The 14,350-nt window shown below is 71.0% G+C and carries 12 protein-coding genes; 5 read left to right on the forward strand and 7 right to left on the reverse strand.

Annotated elements, in window-relative coordinates; all coding sequences use genetic code 11:
- Positions 1 to 8: 8 nt before the first annotated feature.
- On the reverse strand, positions 9 to 1,340 hold the full coding sequence (locus BN6_RS36165; protein WP_231904838.1) for an FAD-binding oxidoreductase: 1,332 nt from the start codon (positions 1,338 to 1,340) through the stop codon (positions 9 to 11).
- A gap of 87 nt (positions 1,341 to 1,427) precedes the next feature.
- Between BN6_RS36165 and BN6_RS36170 the strand changes: the two genes are divergently transcribed.
- The 3 genes from BN6_RS36170 (at position 1,428) to BN6_RS36180 (ending at position 5,591) form a co-directional block, all read left to right on the forward strand.
- Positions 1,428 to 3,020: an acyl-CoA dehydrogenase family protein gene (locus tag BN6_RS36170; protein ID WP_015104824.1), complete on the forward strand. Its 1,593-nt coding sequence runs from the start codon at positions 1,428 to 1,430 to the stop codon at positions 3,018 to 3,020.
- A 174-nt stretch (positions 3,021 to 3,194) separates the two neighbouring features.
- A complete protein-coding gene (locus BN6_RS36175) occupies positions 3,195 to 3,965 on the forward strand; it encodes a crotonase/enoyl-CoA hydratase family protein (RefSeq protein WP_015104825.1) in 771 nt (256 codons plus the stop codon).
- Between the two features lie 513 nt (positions 3,966 to 4,478).
- Positions 4,479 to 5,591: an IS630 family transposase gene (locus tag BN6_RS36180; protein ID WP_015104826.1), complete on the forward strand. Its 1,113-nt coding sequence runs from the start codon at positions 4,479 to 4,481 to the stop codon at positions 5,589 to 5,591.
- A gap of 438 nt (positions 5,592 to 6,029) precedes the next feature.
- On the opposite strand, the gene BN6_RS36185 is transcribed toward BN6_RS36180, so the two are convergent.
- Together BN6_RS36185 and BN6_RS36190 are read right to left on the reverse strand one after the other, a co-directional pair.
- Positions 6,030 to 6,521, reverse strand: a complete 492-nt coding sequence (locus BN6_RS36185; RefSeq protein ID WP_015104827.1) for a hypothetical protein — start codon at positions 6,519 to 6,521, stop codon at positions 6,030 to 6,032.
- A 124-nt stretch (positions 6,522 to 6,645) separates the two neighbouring features.
- Positions 6,646 to 7,242, reverse strand: a complete 597-nt coding sequence (locus tag BN6_RS36190; RefSeq protein ID WP_015104828.1) for a TetR/AcrR family transcriptional regulator — start codon at positions 7,240 to 7,242, stop codon at positions 6,646 to 6,648.
- Positions 7,243 to 7,307: 65 nt separating this feature from the next.
- Between BN6_RS36190 and BN6_RS36195 the strand changes: the two genes are divergently transcribed.
- Together BN6_RS36195 and BN6_RS36200 are read left to right on the forward strand one after the other, a co-directional pair.
- The gene (locus BN6_RS36195) at positions 7,308 to 7,694 is read left to right on the forward strand and encodes a hypothetical protein (protein WP_015104829.1); all 387 of its coding nucleotides are present in this window, start codon (positions 7,308 to 7,310) and stop codon (positions 7,692 to 7,694) included.
- On the forward strand, positions 7,691 to 8,716 hold the full coding sequence (locus tag BN6_RS36200; protein WP_015104830.1) for an NAD(P)H-dependent flavin oxidoreductase: 1,026 nt from the start codon (positions 7,691 to 7,693) through the stop codon (positions 8,714 to 8,716). Before BN6_RS36195 ends, BN6_RS36200 begins: the two co-directional genes overlap by 4 nt.
- On the opposite strand, the gene BN6_RS36205 is transcribed toward BN6_RS36200, so the two are convergent.
- From BN6_RS36205 to BN6_RS36220, 4 genes are all read right to left on the reverse strand, one after another.
- Positions 8,702 to 9,856 (reverse strand): acyl-CoA dehydrogenase family protein, encoded by a 1,155-nt coding sequence (locus BN6_RS36205; protein ID WP_015104831.1) that lies wholly within the window; start codon positions 9,854 to 9,856, stop codon positions 8,702 to 8,704. The two genes, BN6_RS36200 and BN6_RS36205, sit on opposite strands and share 15 nt — an antisense overlap.
- Before the next feature lie 3 nt (positions 9,857 to 9,859).
- Positions 9,860 to 11,776, reverse strand: a complete 1,917-nt coding sequence (locus BN6_RS36210) for an acetyl/propionyl/methylcrotonyl-CoA carboxylase subunit alpha (RefSeq protein ID WP_041319253.1) — start codon at positions 11,774 to 11,776, stop codon at positions 9,860 to 9,862.
- A gap of 5 nt (positions 11,777 to 11,781) precedes the next feature.
- Positions 11,782 to 13,386, reverse strand: a complete 1,605-nt coding sequence (locus BN6_RS36215) for a carboxyl transferase domain-containing protein (RefSeq protein WP_015104833.1) — start codon at positions 13,384 to 13,386, stop codon at positions 11,782 to 11,784.
- A gap of 126 nt (positions 13,387 to 13,512) precedes the next feature.
- Entirely contained in the window at positions 13,513 to 14,307 is a 795-nt protein-coding gene (locus BN6_RS36220; protein ID WP_015104834.1) for an SGNH/GDSL hydrolase family protein, read from the reverse strand.
- Positions 14,308 to 14,350 lie beyond the last annotated feature (43 nt).

A 14,350-nucleotide genomic window follows, 5' to 3' on the forward strand; every position in this document is an offset into this window, starting at 1 on the left:
CCCTCCATTCACCTGCGGAGAACACACTTGGCGTACAGATCGGGGAGCCGGGCGTCGGCGTCGAACCGCTGCTTGAGCTCGCGGTAGGTCGCGCCGTCGTACTTCGCCCAGAAGTCCTCCTCCCCGTAGTAGGAGTCCGAGTACAGCGACTTGTGCCCGCCCAGCTCGGTCACCTTGTCCTCGATCAACCGGTTGCGGCTGCCCAGCTCCTCGTCCGGCCGCAGGTCTACAGTGGACCAGAAGCCGACGTTGACGTACAGCGCGTCCGGGTCCATCGGGTACAGCGGCCAGCCCACCCGGTCGCGCAGCCGGATCGGGCACAGCCAGACCGGCTCGATGCCGATCTCGCGGTGGAAGAAGTCCAGGAACTCGGCCAGTTTCGCCACCGGGATCTCGACGTCCTGGATCACCGGTTCCTGCACGGCCTTGCTCAGCTTGGCGCTGAACCCGCTGCGCCGGTCCCACGCCACGATCTTGTGGTAGACGTCCGACCGCAGGTACCGCTTGGGCCACAGGCGGCGCACCACCGGGTGCTGCGCGCCGAACGCCCGCGAGCACCAGAACCAGTCGGTGTCCCAGCGCCACAGGTAGTCGCGCACGGTCAGGTAGTCGGTCCGCCGGGCCTGGATCGACCGGTAGTAGATGTTGCGCCCGGTGTAGTCCGAGCGGTAGGGCGCGCTGTCCGCCCAGTCGGCCAGCGTCAGGTACTGCTCGTGCCCGGAGAACACCGTGCCGTCGATGAAGTCCACCGGCTCGCCCTGGTAGGAACGTTCCGCGCAGACCGCCTCGACGACCTCCGCCAGCTCCTCCGCCGACCCGAACGGCACGTGCCGCAGCCGCACGAACGGCCGGACCGGCTCCAGCTCGATCTCCGCGCGCAGCGCGTAGCCGAGCGTGCCGTAGGAGTTGGGGAAGCCCCGGAACAGGTCGTCGGACGGGCCGACCACGACCACCTCGCCGTCGCCGGTCAGCACTTCCAGCTCGCGCGCCGACTCGTGCGGCAGTCCGTTGCGGAACGAGCTGGACTCGATGCCCAGCCCGGCGATCGCGCCGCCCAGCGTGATCGTCTTGAGCTGCGGCACCACCAGCGGCATCAGTCCGTGCGGGAGGGTGGCGTCCACCAGGTGCTCGTAGGTGGTCATGCCCTGGACCTGGGCGGTGCGCGTGGACGCGTCGACCGAGAGCACTCGGTCGAAGCGGGCCACGTCGAGACCGCCGGGTTGGTCGGCGCGGAACCGGAACAGGTTCGACGTCGGCTTGGCGAGCCGGACGGGCCGGCCCGCCGGGATCGCCGCGTACTGGCCGCGCAGGTCGGCCACCGCTTGTCCGTGATCGCTCACCTGATCGACGTTAGGCCGACCGACGCTGGTCAGCACCCCCAAATTCGACCGGCCGAGAAGTTACCGTCCGGTAGTACCCTGGCGGCCATGACCCGCGCCACGCACCAGGTGACCAACCAGGTCCCCCCGCTGGAAGGCCACGACGTGGCCGAAGACCCCGCGCTGCTGGCCGGGCTGCACCGCGGCGGCGCGGCGTGGGCCGAGGCCGAGCTGCACGAACTCGGCGTCGAAGCGGGCTCGGCGCACGTCCAACACCTGGGACGGCAGGCGAACGCCAACCCGCCCGTCCTGCACACCCACGACCGTTACGGCAACCGGATCGACGAGGTCGAGTTCCACCCCGCCTGGCACGAACTGATGACCACCGCCGTCGGACGCGGCCTGCACGCCACCCCGTGGCGCGACGAGCGGCCCGGCGCGCACGTCGCCCGCGCGGCCAAGTTCTACGTGTGGAGCCAGGCCGAGGCCGGGCACGGCTGCCCGATCTCGATGACCTACGCGTCCGTGCCCGCTTTGCGCAAAACACCCGAACTGGCCGAACGGTTCGAACCGCTGCTCGCGTCGACCACCTACGACTTCGGCCTGCGCGCCCCGGACGGCAAGCGCGGTCTGATCGCGGGCATGTCGATGACCGAGAAGCAGGGCGGCTCGGACGTCCGCGCGAACACCACGACCGCGACACCGGCCGGCGACCACCACCGGCTGACCGGCCACAAGTGGTTCACCTCCGCGCCGATGTCCGACCTGTTCCTCACCCTGGCGCAGGCACCGGAAGGACTGTCCTGCTTCGTGCTGCCCCGGGTCCTGCCGGACGGGTCGCGCAACGCGATGTCCCTCCAGCGCCTCAAGGACAAGCTGGGCAACAAGTCCAACGCGTCGGCCGAGCTGGAGTACGACGGCGCGGTCGGCTGGCTGGTCGGCGAGCCGGGGCGGGGTGTGCGGACCATCATCGAGATGGTCAACTCGACGCGGCTGGACTGCGTGCTGGGCAGCGCGTCCGGGATGCGCTACGGCCTCACCCAGGCGACCCACCACGCCGCGCACCGGGCGGCGTTCGGGCGGGACCTGGTCGACCAGCCCGCGATGCGCAACGTCCTCGCGGACCTGGCCGTGGAGTCCGAGGCGGCGACGACGGCAGCGCTGTGGCTGGCCGGCACCCGCAGCAGGCTGGGGCTCGCGGTGACCAAGTACTGGGTGTGCAAGCGCGGCCCCGCGCACGCCGCCGAGGCGCTGGAGTGCCTGGGCGGCAACGGGTACATCGAGGAGTCCGGGATGCCCCGGCTGTTCCGCGAGTCGCCGCTGATGTCCATCTGGGAGGGGTCGGGCAACGTGGCGGCGCTGGACGCGCTGCGCGCGATGGCCCGTGAACCGGAGGCGGTGGCGCAGTTCTTCGCCGAACTGGACGCGGCACGTGGTGCCGACCGGCGGCTGGACGCGGCCGTGGCGGCGTTGAAGACTGAGCTGACCGATGTGGAGGACCTGGAAGTCCGGGCGCGGAGGCTGGTGGAGCGGATGGCGCTGGCACTGCAGGGTTCCCTGCTGGTGCGGCACGGACACCCGGCGGTGGCGGACGCGTTCTGCGCGTCCCGCCTGTCGGGCGACTGGGGCGCGGCCTTCGGTACCCTGCCGCGCGGCGTGGACTTCGCGGCGATCATCGAACGGGCGAGGCCCAAGGTGTGACCTGGAAGCCGACTGCGATCCAGATACGGATGAACCCGTGACCCCCGATCCGGGCAGCGCACTCGCCCTTGGCGGCACCCGCACCCCTGGCAGTGCCCGCACTCCCGGCAGCGCACTCGACTCGGGCAGCGCACTCGACTCGGGCGGCGCCATGAGTCCGTCGTGGGTGGCCCCGTGAGCTCGGTGCGCGTGGAGCGATCCGGGCCGATCTGCACGGTGCTGCTGAACCGCCCGGCGGTGCGCAACGCCGTGGATGGCCCGACCGCGCACACCCTCACCGAGGTGTTCCGCGAGTTCGACGAGGACGAGTCGCTGTCGGTGGCCGTCCTGCACGGCGAGGGCGGCACGTTCTGCTCCGGCGCGGACCTCAAAGCGCTGGGCACGCCCCGCAGCAACGACCCGAGGTCCCCCTCCGGCCCGATGGGCCCCACGAGACTCCGCCTGTCGAAGCCGGTGATCGCCGCGGTGTCCGGCCACGCCGTGGCAGGCGGCCTGGAACTGGCCCTGTGGTGCGACCTGCGGGTGGCCGACGAAGACGCGACATTCGGCGTCTTCTGCCGCCGCTGGGGCGTGCCCCTGATCGACGGCGGGTCCGCGCGCCTACCCAGGCTGATCGGCCAATCCCGCGCAATGGACCTGATCCTCACCGGCCGCCCGGTAGGCGCGGCGGAAGCCCTCGCGATCGGCCTCGCCAACCGGGTGGTCCCACCCGGAACATCCCGCGCGGCAGCCGAGACCTTGGCGCGCGACCTGGCAGCGTTCCCCCAAACCTGCCTGCGCGAGGACCGCCTGTCCCTCCTGGAACAGCACGACCTCCCCGAAGACCAGGCCCTGGCCAACGAACTGGCCCACGGCCTGACCTCCCTACGCGAAGTAGAACCAGGCCTCTCCCGCTACCTGGCCGGCGAAGGCCGCCACGGCCACTTCCGCCAGGACCCCACCTGACTCACCGGACGCGACCGGACGCGACCGGACGCGCCAGGAAGCCCGGCGTCACCCCGAAGTCCCAGCCCGAGCACGCGGCGGGAAGTCGACCGATGCCGGCGAGGTCCTGATCACCGGCTCCACGCGCAGACTCCACGCGCTGGCTTCACGTGCTGGCTTCACGCGCCACGCCAGCTTGACGCGCCTGCCCGAATCGCCTGACGGACTCGCCTTCCGGCGGCCGCCGGGCTCGCGCCCCATACGTCTGCCGAACTGGCAGCCGCACCCGCCAGCCGGCCGTAGGCCAAGCGGGCGGGCACAGGTGCGGCGGTTCAGGGGCGGCGGTCGGAGGCGGCGGTCGGGGGCGGTCGTGCGGTTGGGGGCGGCGGTCGGGGCGGTCGTGGGGGTGTGGCTAGTGCGTTGACCACGAACGTTCGCCGGGTTGGGGACACGCCGCGTGAGGTCCGCGACCGGTGGCAGGGTTGATCTCATGCTCGGTGGTGACGTAGTAGCCGCCGAGTGTGAGAGGCATCGATGGCCGAGCCGGTCAGAGCACGTCGATTAACCGAGGACGAGGGCCGTCGTCTGCTGAACTACGTGCGTCGGGGCAAGCAGGGCACGATCCGGATGCGTCGGGCGGTGATCATCCTGGCGTCGTCGTCCGGGACCCCGGCGCCGTCGATCGCCAGGCTGGTCGCCGCCGACCCGGACACCGTGCGGGACGTGATCCACGACTTCAACGCCCGCGGCCTGGCGGCTCTGGACCCTAGCTGGGCGGGAGGCCGTCCCCGCCTGATCGGCCCCGACGACATCGCGTTCGTCGTGGCGACGGCCAAGGCCCGCCCCGCGAGGGCGGGCCTGCCCTTCACCCGGTGGAGCCTGCGCAAACTCGCCGCCCACCTGCACCGCAACCCACATCGCCGGGTCCGTATCGGCCGGGAACGACTGCGCCAGATCCTGCGCGAGCACGGGATCAGCTTCCAACGGACCCGGACCTGGAAGACCTCCAACGACCCCGCCTTCGACGCCAAACTCGACCGCATCGACGCGGTCCTCACCAGGTTCCCGCAGCGCTGCTTCGCCTTCGACCAGTTCGGACCACTCTCGATCCGCCCGCACCACGGCTCCGGCTGGACACCACGCAAACACCCCGACCGACTGCCGGCGACCTACCGCCGCACCCACGGCATCCGCTACTTCCACGGCTGCCACTCCATCGGCGACGACCGGCTCCGGGGCGTCACCAGCCGCCGCAAAGGCGGCGACCACAGCCTGGCCGCCCTCAAGTCGATCAGGGCGGCCAGACCCGACGGCGCACCGATCTACGTGATCATGGACAACCTGTCGGCCAACAAGACCCCGAGAATCCTCGGCTGGGCGGCCGACAACAACGTCGAGGTCTGCCTGACCCCGACCTACGCCTCCTGGGCCAACCCCATCGAGCCGCAGTTCGGGCCGCTACGCACCTTCGTCATCGCCAACTCCGTCCACCCCAACCACACCGTCTTGGCCAGACGACTCCAAGAACACCTGCGTTGGCGCAACGCCAACGCACGCCACCCCGACGTCCTCGCCGCCCAACGCCGCGAACGAGCACGCATCCGCAGCGAACGACACCAACGCTGGGGCCGACCACACGCAGCCTGACCAACCCGGCGAACCTAAATGGTCAACGCACTAGTTGGGCTTGGGGTGGGCTGGTTCGTTGTGGCTCCGTGGGTGTCGTCTGGTCGTCTGGTCGGTCAGTGGGTGGTGCGTGGTTCGCGGGGTTCCAAAATCAAACCGAGTAGCTGTAACGGTGTTTTCGTACAGTTTTCCGGGGTGATCACCCGGTTGTGTGACGTTTGCCGATGAACGGCGGTCCGACTGGGCGAAGTGATGTCGCAGTCGGATCTACAGGTTAGACCAAGATGGCGGAGTTGGCGCTACTTGCAGGCAGGCGGAGTGGCGCGGGGGGAAGAGAGGGGCGGAGGGAGGGTGACAGTGTGAGTGGGGAGTGGAAAATGGAAGAACGGCGATCCTCGCGTGCCACAATGCACGCGAGGACCACCCGGGAATGAGCTTTGGGTTTGTCTTTTCAGCTGATCAGAAGGCCACCTGCACGTGGAACGCTCGGTCGGCCAGCACGCCCGTCGAGTCGTAGGTGCGGACAAACAGGCCGTTCGTCGTCGTCACTCTGCCCACGGTCGTCACCTCTCCCGGCGGGCCGAAGCCCACGTTGCCGGGGATGCCCAGGGTCGCCACGTACGACCCCGCCGCGATGGCGAAGTTGCCGAAGTACACCTCGTACGTGCCCACGGCCACCCTGGTCGCCCCGGATGCACCGAAGTTCTGGCTCGTCAGAACACCGTTGTCGACCACGGCGTAGACGAGCTGCGGAGTGGCTTGGGTGCGCGGGCCGCCGGCCAGTTTCGCCTGTTCTTGTGCCCACGCGCTGAGTGGCGGCTGTTCCGACGTTCGGACCACCCCCGGCGCGTCGGGACCCGCCGACGCCACCTGGACGGCACCGAAAACGACCAGCACCAAGACGGCCAGGGCCGCCGCCACTCGGAACGCAGTCTTGGACGGTTGGGACATTCGTCGATCCTCCCCGAATCGATCCGCCCCGGCTTTCACCGAGTGACCCAGCGTCCCGCGTGATCATGGTTCACACATGAATGCATTCGGATGCAGGTTTCCACAGTTCATTCACGCGATTGCCCTAAGCTACGCCGAGCAGTCCCGCGATCTGCGGCCACAATCCGTCCAGCAACGCCGGGTCGTTGTCGAGTTTCGCGAACAGCACCATGCCCTCGACCTGCGCCAGCACGGCCCGCGCGGACGCCCGGGTGGCGCGTTCGGCCACCAGGTCCCCGCCGGCGTGGGCTTCGAGCAGCACTTGGTGCACCAAATCGACCTGTTCGTCGAAAATCTCTTTGAGGCACCCGTGCACGACCTCGTCCTGGTTGCCCAACTCCAGCGTGAGGTTGCCGTACAGGCACCCGCGCACCGCGCCGACCTCGCGCTTGCTCCGCTGCTGCGCCTCGGCCTGCGCCTCGACCAACCGCTTCAACCGCCGGAACGGCCCACTGTCCGCGCCGAGCACTTCCCGCCACATCGCGCCGTCGTCGGCCCACGCGGCGCGCAGCGCCTCGACAGTGAGCGTCTGCTTGGAGTCGAAGAAGTGGTAGAAGCTGCCCTTGCGCACGTCGGCCCGCTCGCAGATCTCCGCGACGCCGATCGCCCCGTACCCGCGACCCCGCATGAGGTCGCACGCCGCGTCCAACAGCCTTTCCCGCGCCTCACTGGTCCGTCCCACGGCCCGAGACTAGACGACCGGTCAACTATTGCGCGGTAGTTGACCGGTCGTCTACCGTCCTCGGCATGACGCCAACGGCGAAGGTGACGAGAGCGACGGGCACCACCCCGTCGACCGGCATGCACGACCTGAACGCAGGGGCGTTGTCGTGCGACGGCTGCCCTACCCACCTGGCCGGCCGCTCGGCGGTGTTCCAGGCCTTCGCCGAAGCATGCGTTGACGTCTGGTCGGCGCAGGGTCGGCGGAACCGCACCGGCGGCAGCCCGACCGACCTCCACCAGCTGGGCGGGTTCATCGGCGCGACGGCGCAGTCCCTCTCCGCCGTGCCGCCCGACCAGGCCCCGCCGCCGCCCGAGCAGGCCCCGCCGCTGGCCGGTCTGGAGACGGCCGCGCACCTTGGTCAGCGGGTCGCGGAAGTGGCCGGACAGTTGCGGATCGGGCGTGCGGCATGAGGCTCGCCGAGCTGCTCGGCATCGAGCACCCGATCATCCAGGGGCCGTTCGGCGGCGGGCTGTCGTCGGTGGCGCTGGCCGCCACCGTGTCCGACGCGGGCGGGCTCGGGTCGTTCGGCGCGCACCACTTGGAGCCCGACGCGATCACCGAGGTGGTGCGGGACCTGCGCGGCGCGACCGGGAAGCCGTTCGCGGTCAACCTGTGGGTGCCGCAGGCGACCGAGCGCGAACCGGTCGACCTCGCGCCGCACATCGCCCGGGTCGAACCGCTGTACCGGCGGTTCGGGCTGGAGCCGCCCCGGGACGTGGTCGTGCCGGGGTTCACCGACCAGGCGGACGCGTTGCTGGCCGCCGCGCCGCCGGTGATCAGCCTGGTGATGGGTCTCGCGCCGAGGTGGCTGCTGGATGCCGCGCACGCCAAGGGGATCGTCGTGCTCGGCACCGCGACGACCGTGGAGGAGGCGATCGCGCTGGAGGAGTGCGGGGTGGACGCCGTGGTCGCGTCGGGCAGCGACGCGGGCGGGCACCGGGGCGCGTTCCTGCGGCCGGTCGAGCACTCGCTGGTGGGCACGTTCTCGTTGGTGCCGCAGGTGGTCGACGCGGTCCGGGTCCCGGTGGTCGCGGCGGGCGGGATCGCGGACGCGAGGGGTGTCCGCGCGGCCCGCGCGCTCGGTGCGGACGGGGTGCAGGTCGGCACCGGGTTCCTGGCCACGCACGAGTCCGGCGCGACCGAGGCGCACAAGGTCGCGCTCGGTGGCCAGGACGCCCGGATCACCGTGCTGACAAGGCTTTTCTCCGGCCGGCACGCGCGCGGCATCCACAACCGGCTGATCGCGGAACTCGCCGCGGAGGAGGGCGCGGTGCCGCCGTACCCGTACCAGAACGGCCTGATGCGGCCGTTGCGCGAGTTCGCGGCGGAGCAGCCGCTGGCCGACTACATGAGCCTGTGGGCCGGCCAGGCGGCGCCGCTGTCCTCGATCCGCTCCGCGAAGGACTACTTCGCGGCCCTACTTGAGCCCTAGCTCCCGGGCGATCAGCATCTTCTGCACCTCGCTGGTGCCCTCGCCGATCTCCAGGATCTTGGCGTCGCGGTAGAACCGGCCCACCGGGTACTCGTTCATGAAGCCGTAGCCGCCGAAGATCTGGGTGGCCTCGCGGGAGTTGTCCATCGCCGCGTTGGACGACACCAGCTTCGCGATCGCCGCCTCCCGCTTGAACGGCTCGCCGCGCAGCATCTTCGCCGCCGCCTGGTAGTACGCCAGGCGCGCGGTGTGCGTGCGGGCCTCCATCTCGGCGATCTTGAACTGGATCGCCTGGTACTCCCCGATCTTGCGGCCGAACGCCTCGCGCTCGCCGACGTAGCGCAGGCTCTCGTCCACGCACCCCTGGGCCAGGCCCACGCCGAGCGCGGCGAAGGCGACCCGGCCCTCGTCGAGGGTTTGCAGGAACTGCGCGTAGCCCCGGCCGCGCTCGCCGACCAGGTTGGCGGCCGGCACCCGGCAGTCCTGGAAGGACAGTTCGCGGGTGTCCGAGCAGTTCCACCCGACCTTGGAGTACTTGCGCGACACCGAGAAGCCGGGCGTGCCGGACGGCACGAGGATGGCCGAGATCTCCGGCCGGCCGTCGTCCTTGCGGCCGGTCACCGCGGCGACGGTGACCAGGCCGGTGATGTCGGTGCCCGAGTTGGTGATGAACGCCTTGGTGCCGTTGATGACCCACTCGTCGCCGTCGAGCCGGGCGGTGGTGCGCAGGCCGCCCGCGTCCGTGCCGCCGCCGGGCTCGGTGAGGCCGAACGCGCCGAGCCGCTCGCCGGCGCACAGCGCGGGCAGCCACTCGCGCTGCTGCTCGGGGGTGCCGAAGCGGTAGACCGGCATCGCGCCCAGCGAGACGCCGGCTTCGAGGGTGACGGCCACCGAGGAGTCGACCCGGGCCAGCTCCTCCAGCGCCAGGCACAGCGCGAAGTAGTCGCCGCCCATGCCGCCGTGCTCCTCCGGGAACGGCAGGCCGAACAGGCCCATCCGCCCCATCTTGGCGACGATCTCGTACGGGAACTCCTCCCGCTCGTAGAGCCCGCCGATGACCGGGGCGACCTCCTCGCGGGCGAATTCCTCGACGGTCTTGCGCAGTGCCTCGTAGTCCTCGTCAAGGCGGAAGTCCAACATCGCTCACTCCTGGTGGGGCACGACGACGGCTAGGGGCTCGTCCAGCGCGACCTGTTGGCCCGCTCGGACGTTCACTTCGGCGAGCACGCCGTCGCTCGGTGCGGTGACGGTGTGCTCCATCTTCATCGCCTCGACCACGAACAGCGCCTGTCCGGCCGTGACGTGGTCGCCTTGCTCGGCCCGCACGACGAGCACGGTGCCGGGCATCGGGCTGGTGACCGGTCCGGCGCTGCCGGCGTTGTCGTGCGCGGCGATCGCGGACCGCTCGGTCTCGGTCAACGCCCACGTGCGGCCGTCCGCGCCGAGCCACAGCACGTTGCCGGACCGGGCGAAGGCGTACCGGCGCGTGCCGACGACGAGTTCGCCGCCGTCGACCGAGGCCGTGAGCCGGATCGGTTCTGCCTCTCCCACAACGACTTCATCACCGCGCACGCGCACGTCGACGTCGTCGACCCGCCAGGTGGTCCAGGCGTGCTCGCCGATCCGCCAGCCGCCGGTCCGCTCCCACGGGTCGTCGCCGCGCGGGGCCAGTTGCCGCTCCAGCGCGGCGGCGGCGTACACCTCGTCCGGGATCTCGTTGTAGGTCAACGACTCTAGCTTGCGCTCGACCAGCCCGGTGTCGAGGTTGCCTGCCCGGACGTCCTCGTCCCGCAGCAGGGAGCGCAGGAACGGGATGTTCGTGGTGACGCCGAGGATCACCGTCCGGCCGAGGGCGGAGTCCAAGCGCCGCAACGCTTCTGCCCGGGTGTCACCGTGCGCGATGATCTTGGCCAGCATCGGGTCGTAGTCGCTGCCGACGGTGAGGCCGAGCCGCAACGCCGAGTCGACCCGGACGTCCTGCGGTTCGTGCAGCGCCAGGACGGTGCCGCCGGTCGGCAGGAAGCCGCGGGCGGGGTCCTCCGCGTAGACCCGGGCCTCGACGGCGAACTTGGTCAGTGGGACGTCGCCCATCCCCAGCGGTTCCCCGGCCGCGACCCGGAGCTGCCACTCGACCAGGTCGACGCCGGTGGCCAGCTCGGTCACCGGGTGCTCGACCTGGAGCCGGGTGTTCATCTCCATGAAGAAGTAGTCGCCGGTGGTGCCGTCGACGATGAACTCGACGGTGCCCGCGCCGACGTAGCCGACGGACTTCGCGGCGTCCACCGCGGCCCGGCCCATGGCCGCCCGGGTCTCGGGGGTGAGCAGCGGCGACGGGGCCTCTTCGATGATCTTCTGGTGCCGGCGCTGGAGGCTGCACTCCCGCTCGCCGAGGTGCACGACGGTGCCGTGCGCGTCGCCGAGCACCTGGATCTCGATGTGCCGGGGGTTGGTGATGAACCGCTCGATGAGCAGGGTGTCGTCGCCGAACGAGCCGCGCGCCTCCCGGCGGGCCGACTCGATCGCGTCGCGCAGCGCCGAGTCCTCGTGCACCAGGCGCATCCCCTTGCCGCCGCCGCCGGCGGACGGCTTGAGCAGCACCGGGAAGCCGATCTCGGCGGCGGCGTCGACCAGGTCGTCGTCGGTCATGCCGGCTTCGGTGCGGCCCGGCACGACCGGGACGCCGGCCGCGCGGACGGTGAGCTTGGCCCGGATCTTGTCGCCCATGGCGTCGATGGCCTCGACCGGCGGGCCGATGAACACCAGCCCGGCCTTCTCGCAGGCGCGGGCGAACTCGGTGTTCTCGGCCAGGAAGCCGTAGCCGGGGTGGACCGCCTGCGCGCCGGTTTCCCTTGCCGCGTCGATGATCCGCTCCGCGGCCAGGTAGCTCTCGCGCGCGGCGGCGGGGCCGATCCGCACCGCCACGTCGGCCAGCCGCACGTGCAGCGCGTCGGCGTCGGCGTCGCTGTAGACCGCGACGGACCTGATCCCGAAGCGCCGCAACGCGCGGATCACCCGGACCGCGATCTCGCCGCGGTTGGCCACCAGAACGCTGTCGAACATCCCCATCACATCCGGAAAACGCCGTAGTTGACAGGTTCCAGCGGCGCGTTGGCCGCCGTGGACAGCGCGAGCCCGAGCACCGTGCGGGTGTCCTTCGGGTCGATCACGCCGTCGTCCCACAGCCTCGCCGTGGAGTAGTAGGGGTTGCCCTGGTCCTCGTACTGCTGCCGGATCGGGGCCTTGAACGCCTCTTCGTCCGCCGCCGACCACGCGTCGCCGAGCTGGTCGCGCCGCACGGTCGCCAGCACGGAGGCCGCCTGCTCGCCGCCCATCACCGAGATCCGGGCGTTGGGCCACATCCACAGGAACCGGGGCGAGTACGCCCGGCCGCACATCGAGTAGTTGCCCGCGCCGAACGAGCCGCCGATCACCACGGTGAACTTCGGCACCCGCGCGCACGCCACGGCGGTCACCATCTTGGCCCCGTGCTTGGCGATGCCGCCCGCCTCGTACTCGCGGCCGACCATGAACCCGCTGATGTTCTGGAGGAACACCAGCGGCACCGAGCGCTGGTCGCAGAGCTGGATGAAGTGCGCGCCCTTCTGGGCCGACTCGCCGAACAGGATGCCGTTGTTGGCGACGATCCCGACCGGGTGGCCGTGGATCCGGGCGAACCCGGTGACCAGCGTGGCGCCGTACTCCTTCTTGAACTCCTGGAACCGGCTGCCGTCCACCACCCGCGCGATCACCTCGCGCACGTCGTACGGGGTGCGGCTGTCGGTGGGCACCACGCCGTAGAGCTCGTCGGGGCTCACCGCGGGCTCGACGCTCGGCTCCACCCGCCACGGGCGCTCCGCGCGCGGGCCGAGCGTGCTGACGATGGACCGGACGATCCGCAGCGCGTGCGCGTCGTCGGCGGCGAGGTGGTCGGTCACGCCGGAGGTGCGCGAGTGCAGGTCGCCGCCGCCCAGCTCCTCGGCCGTGACGACCTCGCCGGTCGCGGCCTTCACCAGCGGCGGGCCGCCCAGGAAGATCGTGCCCTGGCCGCGCACGATCACGGCTTCGTCGCTCATCGCCGGGACGTACGCCCCACCGGCGGTGCACGAGCCGAGCACCGCGGCGATCTGCGGGATGCCCCGGCCGGACATGGTGGCCTGGTTGTAGAAGATCCGGCCGAAGTGCTCGCGGTCCGGGAACACCTCGTCCTGCTTGGGCAGGAACGCGCCGCCGGAGTCGACCAGGTAGACGCACGGCAACCGGTTCTGGAGGGCGACCTCCTGCGCGCGCAGGTGCTTCTTGACCGTCATCGGGTAGTACGTGCCGCCCTTGACGGTGGCGTCGTTGGCGACGATGACGCACTCGCGGCCGGAGACCCGGCCGACGCCGGTGATCATGCCCGCGGCCGGCGCGTCGCCACCGTACATGCCGTCGGCGGCCAGCGGTGCGAGTTCGAGGAACGGCGAGCCGGGGTCGAGCAGCGCGTCCACCCGGTCGCGGGGCAGCAGCTTGCCGCGCTCGACGTGCCGGGCGCGGGACTTCTCCGGGCCGCCCAGGGCGGCTTGGGCGAGCTTCGCGCGCAGGTCGTGGACGAGGGCGGTGTGCTCGTCGGTGTACCGCCGGAAGGCCTCGCCGGTCTTGTCGGCGGCGCTGCGCAGCACGGGCGCGTCCATGGGCTCCTCGCGGTTAGCAGTCGTTAACCTGAGGAGATGTTAGCGCTTGTTAACCCTCTCGTCCACCGGCCCCGGACATGGTGAAGGGGGCCGCCGGAGCGACCCCCTTCGGTGCGGAGGCGGACGTCAGCCGGTCACGGCGGTCAGCTGCGGCAGGTAGCCGAGCCGCTGGCCGTCGCGGTTGGGGTGGTAGGACTCCACGGTCGGGAACGACAGGCTGTTCAGCCACGAGGCCGAGGAGCAGATCTCGTGGCCGGCGAACGCACCGCGCAGGTCGCGGAAGGTGAACGACTTGGCCGCGGCCCGGCCGGCGGTGACCGAGGCCAGCGTGTCGGCGGCGGAGTTGATCGCCGAGCGCTTGGTGTCGCTCAGGCCCACCGAGCACGACCCCGGCACCTTGTACAGGCGCGGGTAGCCGAGCACGACGACCTGCGCGGACGGGGCGCGGTTGCGGATCTGGGCGTAGACGTTGTCCAGCAGGCCGGGCAGCGTGCTCGTGGCGTAGGACTTGGCCTGCTCGACGCGGTTCACGCAGCCCTGGTCGGAGCCGAACGTGCAGGTGGTGATCACGTCGGTGAAGCCGGCGTCGTTCCCGCCGATCGAGATGCTGACCAGCGTGGTCGACGCGCTGAGCGCGCTGACCTGGTTGGCGAGCACGTCGCCGGTGCGCGCGCCCGAGCAGGCGACGAACTTGAAGCTCGCCGGGGCGTGCGAGGCCGCCCACAGCGCCGGGTACGCGTACTGGCCGCGCTTGCAGGAGCCGCTGTCGCCGTAATAGCTGCCGGTGCCCGTTCCCGACGAGTAGGAATCACCGAGGGCCACGTAATTCGCACCCGCCTGGGCTTGTGCGGGTACGGCGACGACGAGCAGCGCCGCGGCGGCGGCGACCGCGGCGCTGAGCAGGGTTCGGATGGGGCGCATCGGGAGCCTCCCGGAGGCGAAAAAGGCGCAGGGTTGTGATGCG

The sequence above is a fragment of the Saccharothrix espanaensis DSM 44229 genome, from assembly GCF_000328705.1.
Lineage (GTDB): Bacteria > Actinomycetota > Actinomycetes > Mycobacteriales > Pseudonocardiaceae > Actinosynnema > Actinosynnema espanaense.

What these genes read in the sequence shown, in the direction of transcription:
- BN6_RS36170 (WP_015104824.1), top strand. Translation starts at nt 1,428, where the DNA reads ATGACCCGCGCCACGCACCAGGTGACCAACCAGGTCCCCCCGCTGGAA.
- BN6_RS36180 (WP_015104826.1), top strand. Translation starts at nt 4,479, where the DNA reads ATGGCCGAGCCGGTCAGAGCACGTCGATTAACCGAGGACGAGGGCCGT.
- BN6_RS36185 (WP_015104827.1), bottom strand. Translation starts at nt 6,521, where the DNA reads ATGTCCCAACCGTCCAAGACTGCGTTCCGAGTGGCGGCGGCCCTGGCC.
- BN6_RS36195 (WP_015104829.1), top strand. Translation starts at nt 7,308, where the DNA reads ATGACGCCAACGGCGAAGGTGACGAGAGCGACGGGCACCACCCCGTCG.
- BN6_RS36200 (WP_015104830.1), top strand. Translation starts at nt 7,691, where the DNA reads ATGAGGCTCGCCGAGCTGCTCGGCATCGAGCACCCGATCATCCAGGGG.
- BN6_RS36205 (WP_015104831.1), bottom strand. Translation starts at nt 9,856, where the DNA reads ATGTTGGACTTCCGCCTTGACGAGGACTACGAGGCACTGCGCAAGACC.
- BN6_RS36210 (WP_041319253.1), bottom strand. Translation starts at nt 11,776, where the DNA reads ATGTTCGACAGCGTTCTGGTGGCCAACCGCGGCGAGATCGCGGTCCGG.
- BN6_RS36215 (WP_015104833.1), bottom strand. Translation starts at nt 13,386, where the DNA reads ATGGACGCGCCCGTGCTGCGCAGCGCCGCCGACAAGACCGGCGAGGCC.
- BN6_RS36220 (WP_015104834.1), bottom strand. Translation starts at nt 14,307, where the DNA reads ATGCGCCCCATCCGAACCCTGCTCAGCGCCGCGGTCGCCGCCGCCGCG.